The 15,904-nt window shown below is 40.9% G+C and carries 10 protein-coding genes and 1 tRNA gene; 4 read left to right on the forward strand and 7 right to left on the reverse strand.

The genetic code is table 11. The annotated features are described in order from the left end of the window. Positions 1-75 precede the first annotated feature (75 nt). Positions 76-972, reverse strand: coding sequence for a DUF6159 family protein (locus J2128_RS02150; RefSeq protein ID WP_209689252.1), 897 nt, complete (start codon positions 970-972; stop codon positions 76-78). A gap of 182 nt (positions 973-1,154) precedes the next feature. Here J2128_RS02150 and J2128_RS02155 point away from each other — a divergent pair, with 182 nt between their 5' ends. Together J2128_RS02155 and hisH are read left to right on the forward strand one after the other, a co-directional pair. Further along, positions 1,155-2,561 carry a phosphoadenosine phosphosulfate reductase family protein gene (locus J2128_RS02155; RefSeq protein ID WP_209689254.1) on the forward strand — a complete coding sequence of 469 codons (1,407 nt, stop codon included), beginning with the start codon at positions 1,155-1,157 and terminating at the stop codon, positions 2,559-2,561. After that, on the forward strand, positions 2,539-3,147 hold the full coding sequence (gene hisH / locus J2128_RS02160) for an imidazole glycerol phosphate synthase subunit HisH (protein WP_209689257.1): 609 nt from the start codon (positions 2,539-2,541) through the stop codon (positions 3,145-3,147). The genes J2128_RS02155 and hisH overlap by 23 nt, the downstream gene beginning before the upstream one ends. A gap of 423 nt (positions 3,148-3,570) precedes the next feature. Here the strand turns inward: hisH and J2128_RS02165 are convergent. The 6 genes from J2128_RS02165 to J2128_RS02190 all read right to left on the reverse strand — a co-directional run bounded on the left by J2128_RS02165 (position 3,571) and on the right by J2128_RS02190 (position 13,550). Next, a tRNA-Met gene (locus J2128_RS02165) sits at positions 3,571-3,685 on the reverse strand. A gap of 176 nt (positions 3,686-3,861) precedes the next feature. Further along, positions 3,862-5,358 (reverse strand): sodium/proline symporter PutP, encoded by a 1,497-nt coding sequence (gene putP / locus J2128_RS02170; RefSeq protein ID WP_209689259.1) that lies wholly within the window; start codon positions 5,356-5,358, stop codon positions 3,862-3,864. A 313-nt stretch (positions 5,359-5,671) separates the two neighbouring features. After that, positions 5,672-9,811 (reverse strand): HEAT repeat domain-containing protein, encoded by a 4,140-nt coding sequence (locus J2128_RS02175; protein ID WP_209689261.1) that lies wholly within the window; start codon positions 9,809-9,811, stop codon positions 5,672-5,674. A 170-nt stretch (positions 9,812-9,981) separates the two neighbouring features. After that, complete coding sequence (locus J2128_RS02180) at positions 9,982-10,866, reverse strand: hypothetical protein (protein ID WP_209689263.1); 885 nt, start codon at positions 10,864-10,866, stop codon at positions 9,982-9,984. A 212-nt stretch (positions 10,867-11,078) separates the two neighbouring features. Beyond that, a complete protein-coding gene (gene nrdD, locus J2128_RS02185; protein ID WP_209689264.1) occupies positions 11,079-13,280 on the reverse strand; it encodes an anaerobic ribonucleoside-triphosphate reductase in 2,202 nt (733 codons plus the stop codon). A 3-nt stretch (positions 13,281-13,283) separates the two neighbouring features. Then, positions 13,284-13,550 (reverse strand): glutaredoxin family protein, encoded by a 267-nt coding sequence (locus tag J2128_RS02190; RefSeq protein ID WP_209689265.1) that lies wholly within the window; start codon positions 13,548-13,550, stop codon positions 13,284-13,286. Positions 13,551-13,746: 196 nt separating this feature from the next. Here J2128_RS02190 and thpR point away from each other — a divergent pair, with 196 nt between their 5' ends. Both thpR and cca read left to right on the forward strand, forming a co-directional pair. Continuing rightward, positions 13,747-14,295 (forward strand): RNA 2',3'-cyclic phosphodiesterase, encoded by a 549-nt coding sequence (thpR, locus tag J2128_RS02195; protein WP_209689266.1) that lies wholly within the window; start codon positions 13,747-13,749, stop codon positions 14,293-14,295. Beyond that, a complete protein-coding gene (gene cca, locus J2128_RS02200) occupies positions 14,285-15,652 on the forward strand; it encodes a CCA tRNA nucleotidyltransferase (protein ID WP_209689267.1) in 1,368 nt (455 codons plus the stop codon). Before thpR ends, cca begins: the two co-directional genes overlap by 11 nt. The last annotated feature ends 252 nt before the right edge of the window (positions 15,653-15,904 follow it).

Here is a 15,904-nt window from a genome sequence, read left to right on the forward strand (position 1 = left end):
AATAAAAAAGAAATCTGCTGAAAATGGCTGGGATAAATAATTCTCTCAAAAAATAAGTGGTATGATTTAAAAAAATCAGATGTTTCCGCCGGTATAATTAAATCCCTTATTCTGGACTGTGTGTTTTTCTGTAAATGAGTTTGTTATAAGATTTTTGTCGACCTTTGACGATATTTCACCTGTCTTTGCATAATTGTACATAAGAGCAACGAGTATGGCCTGCAGCGCTGAAATCAGAATGGCTGTTATTGCGAAGATGATTATGGTAAGGGCGCCCATGGAAGCTATTACAGTAGTATTTTCTGTTGCAAGCGAAAAGAATGTTCCTGCTAGAAACAGCATAAACGGGATGTAAACGAATGCAAATGAGAACCCGGCAACGACAGTCTCTCCCCATGTCTGCCTGAATAGTGACCCGGACTCTTTAATTGCCGAAAAAGCGTTTTTATGCTCAAATATCATCACTGGTATCACGAAAAACGTTGCAAGTTCCCACGCTGCACCTGCAATCAGAGAGACGATATCACCTATGACCTGACCTGCGCCGCTTTTTTGGTTTCTCAGAAGTCTTAATACCAGGCCGACTGTTGCCGCAATAAGAGACCAGACAAATATTCTTCCTGCGTTTGCTGCCGAAGCTTTTATGCCGTCCATTAAAGCCGGGTCATTTCCATCAATTACGGCTGTCGCGTTCGAGACAATTCCTGCCTTGAAGAAAGACGATATAAAAGCTATTACAAGGTATATCACAAACAATACAGCGACCCATGTTATCCACCCTGTTGTAGTCATGGAATCCGGGTTGAACCCTTCCGACCTGAATACGAAAAGAACAGGGAAGAACAGAAATACAAGGGCTATAAGTATGCAGACCCCTGATAAAACCGGAAATGCCATAAGACTTTTTTCACGTCTCAGTATTCCGAAAGTCTCCTTGAAAAGAGTCCATCCTTTAATTGCGCGATCAAACATAAATAATCTCTCTCATTCTGTTAATATTAAGAATACTGTTTAAGAGTCTGTTCATCAGTACGTTTATTGTGACCGGATAAAAAGAACAGCCGGGCTGACTATTTCTTTCAGGCTGCCCGGAGGTTATAACTCATACTTCAACGCATCTATTTATCGGATTATATTCAGATTATAAAGAACAAATGTCCAAGGCGTTTTTAGGAAAACTTGTTTTAAACTGGTGCGACAAATGCCATACTCCTGTTCTCGGGAAGAAGTGCTTTTGCGGTGAAGAGACAAGAAGCGTATCAATAACTCCCCCGGGAGATATAAGGCCGGCATTCAAAGCCGATATTGATCACATTAACGACCTTTATCTGAAGCAGTTCGGAGAAAAACTTGTACCTGAAGGTCATATAGTAATTCTCAACAAAATACCTGACGTAGACAGGATGGAGGAGGTCATAATGGGCGGTGCCGTTGTCTGTGCGTACAGGTACATACCGTCTGAAAAGAGGTGGGAGCTCCTGCCCAGGGTTCACGCGGCAAAATACTCAAAACCGAAATATAAGTATATTGTGGCAGACGACGGTGCAGTTGAGCCGATAAAGAAAGGTTCGAGTCTTCTTGCTCCAGGTCTTGTCGATATTGAAGAGAGTGTAAAAGCCGATGATGAAGTATTCATCCTTTCAAAGTCCGGAGAATGCATAGCAGTCGGGCGTTCGCGTGTAAGCGCTAAAGAAGCAAAAGAAATGGACCGCGGTCCTGTTGCAAAGACAAGAAAAACGAAACCCGATGTCTGTGTTCCAGGCGAGGCTTCATGGGAGAAAGCTGTTGGAGCCAATACCAATATACTGAACAATGCTGAAAGTGAAGCTGTCAACTTTGTAAAATCGGTTGTCAGCAAAAACCCCGGACTTCAGTGCAATGTCTCTTATTCCGGAGGCAAGGACAGTCTTGCAACTCTTCTGATAGTCCTGAAGGCAATAGGTAAAGTTCCTGTTTTGTTTTCCGATACTGAACTTGAGTTTCCGGAGACCTACAAAAATGTTGAGGAGGTTGTTGAAAAATATGGCCTTGATATTGTAAGAACCGGTGCAGGCGAGACTTTCTGGGAGGATTTTGAGGTGGAAGGACCTCCTGCGGTTGACGTAAGGTGGTGCTGCAAGGTATGTAAACTTCTGCCTGTAAAAAGAATAATCGAGGAGAAATGGGGTGAATGCCTCTCATTTATCGGTCAGAGAAAGTATGAGTCGCTTGCAAGGATGAAGAGCCCGCGGGTCTGGAGAAATTACAAAGTTCAGGTCCAGTTGTCTGCAGCGCCCATTCAGCACTGGACTGCTCTTCATGTATTTTTGTACCTTTTCAGGGAAAAGGCGCCTTATAATATACTATACAAGAGAAGAATCGACAGAATCGGCTGTTTTATGTGCCCGTCAAGCGATCTCGCGACATTTGAAATAATAAAGGCCGAATACCCTGACCTCTGGAAAATGTGGGAAGAAAAACTGTATTACTGGATGAACAAACAGGGTCTTTCCGAGGACTGGGTAAAGAATGCCGAATGGAGAAAGAGAGGAGGAGAGGATGACACAAGTAGTTATACTTGATTATGGTCTTGGAAATCTCAGAAGCGTAAAAAAAGGTCTTGAGAAAGCCGGTGCACAGACTACTATCACATCTGACCTGAAAGTCATGGATTCTGCGGACGGTGTTGTTCTCCCGGGTGTCGGTGCATTTTCCGAAGGGATGGAGAAGCTTTGCGATATGAAGGCTGCCCTATGCGATTATGTAAAGGAAAGGCCTGTTCTTGGTATATGTCTGGGGATGCAGATGCTTCTTGAGGTCGGTGAAGAGTATGGTATCCATAAAGGTCTTGGACTTGTCCCGGGAACCGTCAAACGTTTTCCTGTCCGGAAAGGCTATAAAATACCTCATATGGGTTGGAACACTATATCAATAACGCAGAATGACCCTTTTCTTGAAGGAATAGATAATAACAGCTATGTCTATTTCGTTCATTCCTATTATGCCGAAACGAAACCGGAGTACACTCTTACTTCAACCGATTACATTTGTCCTTTTGCATCTTCTGTAAAAAACAAAAATGCGTATGGGACGCAGTTCCACCCGGAAAAAAGCGGGAAGACTGGCTTAAAGATTCTTGAAAACTTCATTGGGCTTTGTAGTGAATAATTTTTTTACATTCTATTTTTTTCATATACTATGAAACAGGTTCTTTATTTGAATTTATGGCATTCACAATTCTCTCTGATGATTTCTGCAAAGTTGATATTTTTAAGGAATTAATTCATCTGGTCAGATCAGCAATAACGGTAATACGGAATTGTTGTATAAAATGTTTTCATCCAATAAAAGTAGAAGTTATTTTACTTTGTCAGACTGTAGAGATATTATTGAAAGCCTTTAGTTCATTTACATATTTTTCGATAAGATCTCTGTAGTCATGCATGATTCCTTTTTTACATTTTGAGTAAGAAAATTTTTGGAATATTTCGTCTTGTCACTGTGAAATTGAGAATCATATATCGTTGGTGGGGTCTTCTGACTCATCAATTATAAGAAATCTTACAAAAATAGATCTAACTTTTAGTAAAGTGCTGTCGGTGGGATCCGAACCCACGACCTCCAGATATCTCAGATATCAAAGCGCCCCGAAATGTCCTCAAAAACCCTATGAGTCTGGCGCCCTAACCGACTAGGCCACGACAGCACATCTTTAATTTAAATGTCGGTCTTACACACGAAGTGCATAATGAAAACGACGGATTCTCTATTAAAGGTTATGATATTGTTTTGTAAATCTGTATCAAAACAAAGTAACTCCTGTTAAAAATAAAAATGCCTAAAATATTTCTAAAAATTAAAAATTAATTTTCACTTTTTCAATTAATTCTCAGACTTCATAAGCTCTTTTTCAGTATCATCGAATACTTTGGTTATTGATTCGCTAGGGGGCTTCGTGTATATGCTTACAATGTATATCGCCGCAAGTGACAGGAAAAATCCAGGGATTATCTCGTAAAGACCGAAGAATTCAAACTGTTTCCATATCAGGACAGTAATTCCTCCGACTATGATTCCGGCAAGTGCTCCCGGAAGGTTTGTTCTCTTCCAGAACAGGGCCATTATCACAATCGGGCCGAAAGCAGCGCCGAACCCGGCCCAGGCATATGAGACGATATTGAATACAAAACTGTTCGGGTCAAGTGCAAGTATTATTGCAAGTATTGCAACAAGAAGAACGGAAAACCTGCTTATCCATATCAGCTGCCTGTCTGAAGCATCTGATTTCAGGTAATTTTTGTAAAGGTCCTGTGATACTGCCGAAGCGCTTACAAGAAGCTGGGAAGATGCGGTACTCATAATTGCTGCAAGAATACCACAGTAAATTATTCCTGCAAGGAACGTGAAGAAAACCTGACCTGTCATAACCATAAATACTGTCTCTGAGTCTGCACCGACAAGAGGAGTCGAGAGAAAGACTCTTCCGATAATTCCTATAGCAACGGCCGCAAAAAGCGAGATGATTACCCATATCATTGCAACCTTCCTTGCTTCTTTTATTTCCCCGGCTTTTCTGATTGCCATAAACCTGACAAGTATATGAGGCTGTCCAAAATATCCGAGGCCCCATGCAAGCATGGATACTATCGCAATTACTGTAAGGGGACTTCCGTCAGTATCAAGGAACGGGTTTAAAAGTGCGGGGTTAATCTGCTGAATACCTGAAATTGCATTTTCCGGACCGCCAAGCATTGAAAGTGCTGCAATAGGAACGATAAGAAGCGCGAAAAACATTAAAGACCCCTGGATAAAATCGGTAAGGCATACAGCTTTAAAACCTCCTGTGAAGGTATATAATACGACGATTAAAGAGCCCATAAGAAGAGCTGTTCTGTAATCAATTCCGAAAACCGTGTTGAACAATTTTCCGCTGGCAACAAACTGTGCGGATGTGTATATTAAGAAGAAAACAAGAATGAAAAGTGCGGAGATTGCACCTATAATATCCGATTTGTCCTCAAACCTGTTTTTTAGGAATTCAGGCAGGGTAAGTGAATCATTAGCATTCTTCGTGTAGACTCTGAGCCTTTTTGCTATGAATTTCCAGTTCAGAAATGTCCCGATAATAAGACCCAGTGCCACCCATATCGCAGACATGCCGGAAAGGTATGCAAGCCCGGGAAGACCTATCAGAAGCCATCCGCTCATATCGGAGGCTTCAGCGCTAAGTGCCGTAACATACCTGTTAAGGCCTCTTCCACCAAGAATATAGTCGCTGACGCTGCACGTTTTTCTATAATACAAAAATCCTATGATGACCATTATGGACAGATAAAGTACAAAAGCTGCCAGAGTCTCCAGTTCATTGCCAGATAACATTACAATCTCCTATTAAAGCGGTATCCTGTCACTTTTTCAGGCATAAAATATTCCTGAGATTTCACTTTTTTGATGAAAACAGGAGCTGTTCTGTATGAATAAGGCACAAAGCGTCATTTTTGGACCTCAGGCAAAGTCCTGCATGAAGATGCTAGTACCTTATCGGTGAAAACGGCTTGTCAGAATATTCATCTGGATACCCTTGGAAAATCAGTATCGTCTATATTGAAGCGACAGATAACACCTTTGCTTAATTAATCTAAAATAATTATTATATATATCATAAGTACTTGAGATTTTGAGCTGATAAAAGTTATAATGACTGCAAATTTTCCGTATCTTTATTATCTGGACGATTTTTGCCTTTTGTTTTGTAAATTACCAAATGAAGAATTTCCTTTTTTTTCTGGTTATCAGCATTCTTCTCAGCCAGAATAAGCATTGGAACTGCTTTTTCCCCAAGGTCTAAAAGACTCTCTTCTGCGGAATCGGATACCTTGTCATCCTCGTCAAAAAGGGCATTAATAAGTTCATATATGGATTCCGGCCGGTTGATTCCTGAAATGACGAATACAGCATTCAGCCGTTTTTTCGGGTCTTTACTTTTTAGGAGAGATTTTGCTGCATTTAATCCCATCAATCCTTCTTCTCTCAGTGCGACCCAGTTTTCACTTTGGATATAGTGTTTTATTCTTTCGTTTTGTTCAATGAGAGAAATTGTATTTTTGGCAGCGGTATTTTTTTCATCAGGGCTGTTCTTAATCTTCTCATTAAGAGAAAAAACAGCGTCTGTACCATATTTTACCAGGTATACCTGAGCAGTTCCTGAAATTTTTATTTTTTTGTCATCCAGAGCTTTTATAAGAGGATCAAGTGATTCTCTGGTATTTATTCTGCCTATAGTTCTTACAGCATTCAGCCTTGTTTCATCGTTTTTGTCATAAAGAAGTCTGGAGATCAGGGAAATTGCCCCGGGGCCGATTACTTCAAGTTTGTCCCATTCTCTGTTCTGTATATAGAATTTTATCTTTTCGTTCTGCTCTATTTTATGTATAATTTCTTCAATTACTGCTCTATTGTTGTAATCGCTTTTTTCCTCTGCAATAGTCTTTAAAGCAGGTAAAGCAGTCTGCCCCATTTCTGTTAAAGCTTTTTTTGCAAGACATGAAATTTCTTCATCCATATCAGAAAGTGCATCCGAAAGCGGCCTGACAGACTCCTCAGTGCCTGTTTTAATTATAATACTGAGTGCATTTTTTCTTTTTTCAGAGTATGGATTTTTTAATTCGCTGTATAGTGGCTGTATGGAGGTCTGTCCCAGTTTTAAAATGTCGCTCCACATATTTCTGGCAATCATGTAATAAACAAGGTCATCCGCATTTTTTGGGACAGTTTTTGTTATCTCCAGTGCTTTTGCTGCATTTTCCTTATATCTGCTGTTTTTTTCACTTTTAAGGGCTGTAATAAGAGGTTTTTGAACCGCATTCCCGTATTTTACCAGTCCTTTTACTGCTTTTTCACGTATGGTTTCGTTACTGTCGTCAAAAAGGGATATCAGAAGTTCAAAAGACCTGTCATCATTTAGTTCAGCCAAAAGGTTCACTGCTGTAAGGCGGACCCGTGAATCTTTGTCTTTCAGTGAAAATTTTAAAACATCAAATACTCTTTTATCTTTGGTTTTAAAGAATGATTTTAGATAAACCATTTCTACAGCAGGGTCATTTTCAGTATATATCCTGTCGTGCAACGCACTGAATGCTTCACTGTCGTGAGTATCGGGGATTTTTTTTGCAACTTCTGTTCTGATCTCAGGTTTTCCGTAGTTGAGAGTACGAATCATGCCTCTTATACCTGGTTTTCCGATTTTTATCAATACACCTGAAATTTTTTCCTGAAGGGACTGGTCTGCGTTGTTCATTGCATTTATCAGCGGTTCAACCGCAGGTTCGCCTGTTTCTGCGATTTCGTCTGAAAATTTCCTGCTTGTAGACAAATTGTCACTTTTAAGGCCTATCAGAAGGCTTGAGACTTTTATTGCAGCTTTTTTCTTTATTTCAAGCTCTTTTTTGATTATGGCATCAATTTCGTTCTGGGTAAGCTGTTTTTTAATGTCCTTGGCTGCTGTCTCTTCTTTTTTGGAGTTAGCCTGCTGTATAAGGTCATCAATCTCATTCTGGGTAAGTTTTTTGCCAAGGAGTACGGTTGTTTTTTTGTTTTTGAGATATACGGACCTGTGCAGGAGTTCATCAATCTCATCCTGTGTCAGTTTTTTGCCAAGGAGTTTAGATGTTTCATTTTTTTTTGCAGAATATGTTTTTCCGGTCAGTCTGATGATTTCATCCTGACTGAATTTTTTTTCAAGGATCTGCATTGCGTCAGTGTCCTTTGAGTTAAGTATTCTGTCAAGAAGACTGTCCAGTTCATCAGGGTTTAGTTTTCTCCTTAAAAGGTCTGCTGTTTTCCGGTTTGACTGTCTTATAATTTCTTTTTCTCTTTTGAATTCCCTCTCTGTGAATATATCCAGAATTGCCCTTGCATTCCTTTTTACCTCATAATCATTGTCTAAAGCATATTCCCTGACATATGGAACAATTTTTGTATCTTCAATCTTTGAAAGGACACTGAGCATACCGAGCTTTTCCATTTTTGTTCCCTGTATTTCTACCCTGTGAACCTCTTTCATAAGGTAATTGAACATAAAATTGCTGTATTTCAAAAGAGCTTCCATGGCCTTTTCTCTTACACTTTGCTCAGGGTCGTTAAGTGATCGCGTAACAGGGGGAATTCCGGAGGGATCACTTATGTCGCCAAGGGCACTAAGGGATGATATTCTTACAAGTTCATTTGAATTGGAAACCATATTTTCAAGAAATGGTATTGATGAATTTCCAATCTTTGCAACTGAATTTGAACATTCCTCTCTTACATAATCTTCACTGTCTGAAAAATGCCTGATTAACGCAGGTATTGTTGTAATGTCATGTATTTTTCCAAGGGAATATGCAGAAGCTTTTCTTACGCCGCCGTCTTCATCGTCAATAGTTTTCAAAAGAAGGGGTACTGCTTTTTTTTCGTAGATGTCTCCCAGTGCTTCTATTGAAGAGGCCTTTAAACTGGTGTTTTCATCTTCCGCAAGAAGGCAGAATATCTCGTATGACTTTTTACCGTATTTTTTCAGGTTTTCCACAGCTATTATCCTTACAACATAGTCCTTGTCCGAAAGCGCCTGTGAAAACTTATGGATGGTTTCCGTATCAAATTCCGATTTTTTAAGAATATCCTCCCAGTATTCAGTGGAATTAAATTCTGGTTTATTTATTGAATCCTTTTTATCAGTTGTATTATTTTCAGGTTCTTCCTTCTTTTTTTCTTTTATATACGAAAGAGCCTCTATAGCACCGCATTTAATTTTTTGGTCCGGTCCGTTTTTAGCTGCTTTTATGGCATCAGTGCCTGGCTTTCCGATGGAGTACAATAATTCTCCTGATTTTCTGCGGGTCTCAGGGATGTCATCTCCGAGGAATTCGATGAGAACGGGTATTGCCTTCTCGCCTAATTTTTCAACGTCTCTGTAATTTCCGCGCAGCATCATTGCTTTGGCAGCCTCCAGGACATTTTCTGTCTTCAGACCTGCTTTTTTTAGAGACCATGAAGCTTCAACCCTGACATCATTGTCAGAGTCATTCATACTTTGTATCAGGAGTGGGTATAGCGATGTGTCCCTTTTTTCAGAAATAGCGGCGACTGCCGACTGCCTTACCTCTTTGTCGCTGTCTTCAAGAAGTATTTTTAAAAGAGAGTTAGCATTTTTACTATCAATTCCACCGAGAATGACGGCTATTCTCTTTTTTATTCCGGGATCCGGCGTTTTAATGCCAAGATTGAGAGCGGGAAGAGCATGAATCCCTGTTTTTCCCAGTGATTCCCATTCGTTCTTAGCCAGGTAATAAAACGCTTTTTCTGTCTGGTTTTCAGTTTTCCAGTGTAGTGAATCAAGAGATTCAGCAGATTTTGCCCTGACATTTATGTTTTCATCCCGGAGAAGGTACAAAAGCGTATTTATGACTGTCTTGGTGGAAGGCGTAATATACCCAAGTACAACTGCTGAACCTTGCCTGAGCCTGTAGTCTTTGTCCATCGCCATAGCTGAAACATTTTCATATGTCTGACTGTTGTTTCTGACAATCCACGCAATTGTTCTTGCAGCGCCATCCCTTGTGTTTTCATTTCCGTTTTTAATGAGGTTCAAAAAAGTGCTGAAAAAATTTCTTTCATATGTACCCAGTATCTCCGCTGCCGCAGATCTGACATTAACACTTTCGCTGCCTAGTGATTTTAAAAGCGGAACAGAAGCAGCATTTTCCATATTCTTGAGCTTTTTAATTGCTTCCCTTCTTTTCTTTTTATCATGAGAGTCCAGAGAGCCTATTAAAATGCTGATTTCGTCCGACAAATCCCCCCACCCGGAAATATTATAAAAATCTAAAAATTTTAATTGAACAGATTCTGCAATTAAATTTTAACTTAAAGTCTGTATGCAGATAAATTTATCCCGGAAATTCGCACTGGAGAAAAATGATGTTTTATTCACGCAATGGCAGTAAAAAAAGGATACCTGAAATTTTATTCTGCCAGATAAATATACTTTTCAGGAACCTCAATCTCTATTTTATACGATTTAAGCATGTTTGGGTTTATTATGAAATAATAATTCCCTGCGCCTTCATAGAATTTGTGTGTCCATACGAATTCATCAACGTTGTCTCTGTCCAGGACCTTGCCATCTCTATCTGTACTGTTGTCGCCGGTGAGGACATCTTCAGGCTTGGAAAAAAGATAATTACTGTAACTTCCTTCAGATTTGTCTATCTCTTTTGGGACTGCTCCTTCTGTCCGGGTATTCAGGATATATACGATACTGTTCGGGTCTTCTGCGTCCATGACCTGAATGTTTATTGATGGAATAATCATATACTGATTTTCGGGTTCTACACCTATTCCTTCACCTTCACTTGCTATAAACCCTTCAATCTCTCCTGAATCACTGTCATCGGTATTTCCCACGTCTCCGAGATTTTCAATGCTGACTTTCATCTCCCAGTAGGGAAAGGGTATATTGATTATCTGCGTTGTGGCATCCCACTGTCCGTCTATTGTTGCATAAGTAACAAGAGTGTTGTTGCCAGGTTCCTCGTATGACGGGATGCTGTATCCAAGGTCTTTAAGGTTCGGTGCCCACTGAATATTATATGTTGAAGGGTCAACGAACTGAATCGATTTAGGCGCTCCGTCCCATGCAGGAGTTTCAGTCGGCGTCTGCGTGACTTTGGATAAAACAGGAGTATACGGGGATGACTGTGCACCTGAGGGTATGGGTATATTGGACACGGTCTGAGGTTTGGACTCAGGCAATACGCTCTCTCCGCTCAATATCGGCTTAACAACAAGTGCCAGAATGATTACGACTGCAATTGCAACAGCAAAGAACATGAGGTCCTGTTTTTGCATAATTTACTTTAGTTTATTTTAATTTATATATGATTTGTTTTTAAAAAATAATTTTAGATTAATTTTATTCATTTTCTTCAAAAAATTGTCAGAATAAGTGTAATGCATATAAGATATGCAAATTCCGTTTTAATTTAAATAAACCGATTAAAATCGTGCATTGATAAATTAATAAAATAGTTGTATTGATAAATTGCCATCCGTTCATAATGTCAGGTTGCAATTCCGCCTGATAAAGCTGACATCTTGGAATGAGCCGGTGAATCATTTTTCCTGTACTCGGTAAACTGCTTTAGGGACACGGTAAGGTCTCTTGTGAACGCGAAATATCCAATCTGGGTATTTTTGCACAGGTTCATAGCCATGTCCATCAGTCCCCTTGGGTCTGGACGTGCCTCCCCGAGCCATATATGGAAAATATTGCCGCCGTCGACTATCGGGAAGAAGACATGCTCTATCTCCATTCTCTTGGTAAGTGATACGTCTGCACCCGGTGTTACATGTGTCCCGTTTGTGTAGTATATGGGGAGATCAAATGTAGTCCCGAGTTTATCAAGGGCTGTTTTAAGATCGCCTTTGACAACTTTCTTGGTATATTTGCTGAAACGTATATCTATGAGGTCGGCTACACCGAAGCGCTGTCCTGTCGTTTCCGCAGGTGTACGCGCAAGAGCTATTGTCATATTATGTTTTGCTGATATCTTTTTGGCATACATCTCAAGCTCGGTCATAGCCCTGACTGCAAGGGCGAATGCTTTCCTGTCTTCGTGAATCTGGTATCCGGTATGGTGCTGGACCATCTCGTTTACACCCACAACGCCTATAGTATATACGAGTCCTTCCAGGTCGACTGCAACAGGACCCCTGAGGGTCCCTTCAGGTGAGTTGGGATCTTTTGGGCGTTGCATTGCAAAAGGCATTCTTCCTTTGGAGCGGATATTCTCCATCCATCTTCTCTTTATTTTGAAGATCTCTGTAGCTACGTCCATCAGTTTTTTAAGTTCGGCAAAAAGCCTCTCATCATCGCCTTCCGCTTTATACGCCGCTCTGGGGCAGTTTATTGATATTACCTGCCATGACCCCATTGAGAAGTGCTTTCCGTCTTTGAAATACATCTTGTCATCAAAGAGAGCGTCCTCGTTTGCCATTGATGAAAACTGGTATGCGCAGCACTGGTAGCATGATATGCCTTCTCCTGCTCCCCTGTATGCCGGGATCTGGTTGTCATAGTACGGTGTCCCGAATTTTGATGCGAGTTCAAAAGTCATAAGGTAAAGGTCACGGTAAGATGGCAGATCAGGATTTTCCATGTTGAATTTCTCATTCTCAGACATGAAGTCGGGTTCGATGCTTATCTCGGGTTTGGGAAAGTTGAAAGGTTTTCCCCAGTAGTCGCCTTCAAGCATGACTTCCATAAGCGCTTTGAATAAGAGACGCACCTCTTTTTCATATTCACCGTAGACTTTCTTCGGAGCCTGTTTTCCGTCCCATATTTTTCCTTTGTAAACACATGGTTTGTCACGCCAGAGTTTCGGGACACCGGGTGAGAGCTGAACAGATGAAAATACGACCTGCCCTCCGCGTGCGACCATCATCTGTGTCATCTCATAGACAAACATCTGCATATGCTGTTTTATGCCTTCATACTCCATCCCTTCAAAGTACGGTGCAAGAAACGTCAGAAAATTGTAGTAGCCCTGCCCGCCGGCAAAGTTTGTCTGCGCACTTCCGAGGGCTTTTACCGCGTGAAGAATTGCCACCTCAGGTCTTTTTGCAGGTCCTGCAACAGAAGCCTTCGTTCCGTTTCCGTCAGGCATAAGCCCGTAATAGAAGAAATAACGCAGGTCCCAGTCCTGGCAGAATGGTCTTGTGCCGAAATACTCCAGGTCATGGATATGCAAATCTCCCGAAAGGTGATAGTCTGCAAGCTCCGGCGGCATCTGCAAAAGGTACTGCTCCTTACTGATTTTATCCGCTTTTTTCTTGTGGGAAGTCTCTGCATTCTCCTGGAGATTTGCGTTGTCTTTTGCCTCAAACCCCCTGCCGACGTCTATTAAGTGTGCGTCGTACACAGGTGTTCCGACGCGTGTTGATACGTTTCTGTACTGTATCAAATCCTCTTCAAGAAGTGATGTATTTACAATTTCTCTTATCAGGGGGCCGGAAAGAAATTTGAGATTCAGCTTAAGAATTTTCTGCTCTACGTTGAAGGCTATTTTGCAGGCCGTTTCCTCATCAATTGGGTTTCCACCGTAAAATTCTCCGACCAGTTCAGTCTCCTTCAAAAGCTGCTGAACAATTCTGTCACGGTTCCACTCAAGAATAAGTCCGTGCGAAGTCCTTACTTTTGGAAGCGGAGATACCGAATAGCCTTCAAAAGTCTGCTGCAAAAACTTCTTTTTTTCACTGACCATTAATCAGTCACCTTTACACAGGGAAAGCACTTCGTCCCTTACAGAACCATTGTCAAACAACTCCTGTGACGTAAGAAATTTGTCATTTACCTGGAGGACAGGAGCTTCCCTTACGAATACATTGTTTAATCTGAGTTCTGTCATGTTTGCCGGATCTGCGAGGTCAAGTTCTTCATATAAAAAGCCGTTTTCCTTGAGGAAACTCTTTAGCATTTCGCAGTTCGGGCAGTTTTCAAGAGAATATACAACTATTTTCTGATTATCGGACACTAAAAAATCCCCCAATCGGTGATTATATGATTGTTTGTTGTGGAAAATAAAAAGACTGTTGGTTATTCACATTTGTTGAATCAAGATCAATTTAAATTTGCAACCCGTCCATGTGCTAATTTTCCCGGCTGTTTGTAAGTTAATCCTTAAACCTGTGCAATCTATTTAGGAACGCAAGTGATTATATGTATAGAAAATGGTGAGGATTTTTGCTGCACTGGACCTCCCGCCCGGGGCCAGGGACAAGATTGCAGATATTGGAAAAGAGATATCGAAATCAGAGGCTGAACTGAACTTTGTCAACCCCGAAATATCTCATATAACGCTTAAGTTTATAGGGGAAGTTGAAGAGGATCTACTCGAAAAAGTTTTGGATTCCCTGTCTTCAGTAAAATACGGGCGTTACAGTATAAGCCTGAGAGGAGTCTCTTTAAACAGCATAAAGTCCCCGCGTGTTATCTGGATAAACGGTTATGACAACGGTTCTTCTGCAAAACTTGCCGGATTAATAGATCTGAAACTAAAGAACCTTGGAATAAGAGAAGAGAGAAGACCTTTTAAAATTCATGCAACTGTTGCAAGAGTTAAAAGATGGCATCCCTCGGTTATGCCTATGATAAAAAAATTTGGAGACAAGGAAATCTGTAGTTTTGAAACCTGCGGGTTTAAACTAAAAAAGAGTACTTTAACCCCGAAGGGCCCTGTTTACGAAGATATTCTGGAGGTCGGTTTTGATGCGCAGTGAATGTGAAGAAGATATACTGAAATTAATCAGGCCAAAAATGGAAGAAAAGGAGAGTATACTGTCACTTGCAGAAAAGCTGGTAGCCTTTGTTGATGAAAGCGGTACTGCAAAGGGCATGATTGTAGGGTCTGTTGCACGCAATACGTGGGTCTCCGGAGACCTAGACCTGGATATTTTCATGCTTTTTGATCCTAACCTTTCAAGAGAGGAGCTTGAAGAAAAAGGTCTTTTGCTTGCAAAAAAAACTGCTTTGTCCTTCGGCGGGGATATTGTTGAAAAATACGCAGAGCATCCGTATATCAACACGAATATCGACGGTTTTGACGTTGATCTTGTACCCTGTTATGCAGTGCCGGACGCATCACAGATAAAGAGCGCTGTGGACCGTACTCCTTTTCATACCAAATACATCTCTGAAAGGGTGAAGGGTCTTTCTGATGATGTCATTCTCCTGAAGCAGTTCTTAAAGTCCTGCGGTGTATACGGGTCTGACCTGATGACAGGTGGATTTTCAGGTTATCTGTGTGAACTTCTCGTCTGCTTTTATGGCGGGTTTCACGAGTGTCTGGAGGCAGCCCGCGGGTGGCACCCCGGAATAGTCATTGATATTGAAAATCACCAGTCAAAGGAGTTTGACGACCCTCTTGTTGTAATCGATCCGGTTGACCCGAAAAGAAACGTTGCAGCAGCCCTGTGTGCTACTGCCATGTACAGCTTTGCCGAGTATTCACGCGGTTACCTGTCGGGTCCGTCATGCCTGTTTTTTGAGAACAGAAAAGTCAGAAAAATATCTTATGAAAGTTTTTCAGAGGAGATAGAAAAAAGGGGAACATTCTTTTACGGAGTTGTCTTTGATACGCCAGGCGAAATACCTGATATTGTCGTTCCGCAGCTTAAAAGAAGCGTTTCATCTGCAAAAGGTCTTCTTGAAAGAAACGGCTTTTCTGTAAACAGGGCTGACTGTTTCATGGGTGAAAAAAAGTCTCTGCTTTTATTTGAGCTTCTCGTCGAAAAGCTTCCGAGGATTGAGAGAAGAACGGGGCCGCCTGTATGGGAGGAGGAAAATTCCATGCGTTTTATCCAGAAGCACCTGGGAAACGCCTTTTCCGGCCCTTATATCTGTGAAGGAGTATATTATGCAGAAGTAGAGCGCAGGTACACAGATGCAGGCGGGCTTTTAGAGTCCGGAGATTTCATCAGCTGTGGCCTTGGCAAACATGTAAAAAGGGTAATATCGGGAAATTATTCAGTATTTAAGGGTTCTGAGTGTTGGAATGAAGAGTTTTCCGGGTTTTTATATGATTTTATAGCTAAAAGCTCCCCTTTGTGCAGAATGCATATTTTAAAAGAACTATAAAAGGCCTGATGTTGTAGCGCCGGGGGGCAACCGGATTTGCATTACCAGGATATGAAACAGATTTATTTTTTATTATGTTGAGTGCGTTTTTCAGTATATATTTTGTATATCTGATATATATCCTATTTTCAATAAATAAAAAAATCTTCAGAATTATCATGATTTTTCAGGACTTTGCAATACCCTGTCTGTCATGTATGGGTGGTCCGGTTATTGGGGGGCATAATTCCCGGGGTATATCTATATATAAAA

This window comes from Methanomicrobium sp. W14 (genome assembly GCF_017875315.1).
Lineage (GTDB): Archaea > Halobacteriota > Methanomicrobia > Methanomicrobiales > Methanomicrobiaceae > Methanomicrobium.

Excerpts from the sequence above, each read along its gene's own strand:
- hisH (WP_209689257.1), top strand. The coding sequence starts at position 2,539 with ATGACACAAGTAGTTATACTTGATTATGGTCTTGGAAATCTCAGAAGC.
- J2128_RS02180 (WP_209689263.1), bottom strand. The coding sequence starts at position 10,866 with ATGCAAAAACAGGACCTCATGTTCTTTGCTGTTGCAATTGCAGTCGTA.
- J2128_RS02155 (WP_209689254.1), top strand. The coding sequence starts at position 1,155 with ATGTCCAAGGCGTTTTTAGGAAAACTTGTTTTAAACTGGTGCGACAAA.
- cca (WP_209689267.1), top strand. The coding sequence starts at position 14,285 with ATGCGCAGTGAATGTGAAGAAGATATACTGAAATTAATCAGGCCAAAA.
- nrdD (WP_209689264.1), bottom strand. The coding sequence starts at position 13,280 with ATGGTCAGTGAAAAAAAGAAGTTTTTGCAGCAGACTTTTGAAGGCTAT.
- J2128_RS02150 (WP_209689252.1), bottom strand. The coding sequence starts at position 972 with ATGTTTGATCGCGCAATTAAAGGATGGACTCTTTTCAAGGAGACTTTC.
- putP (WP_209689259.1), bottom strand. The coding sequence starts at position 5,358 with ATGTTATCTGGCAATGAACTGGAGACTCTGGCAGCTTTTGTACTTTAT.
- thpR (WP_209689266.1), top strand. The coding sequence starts at position 13,747 with ATGGTGAGGATTTTTGCTGCACTGGACCTCCCGCCCGGGGCCAGGGAC.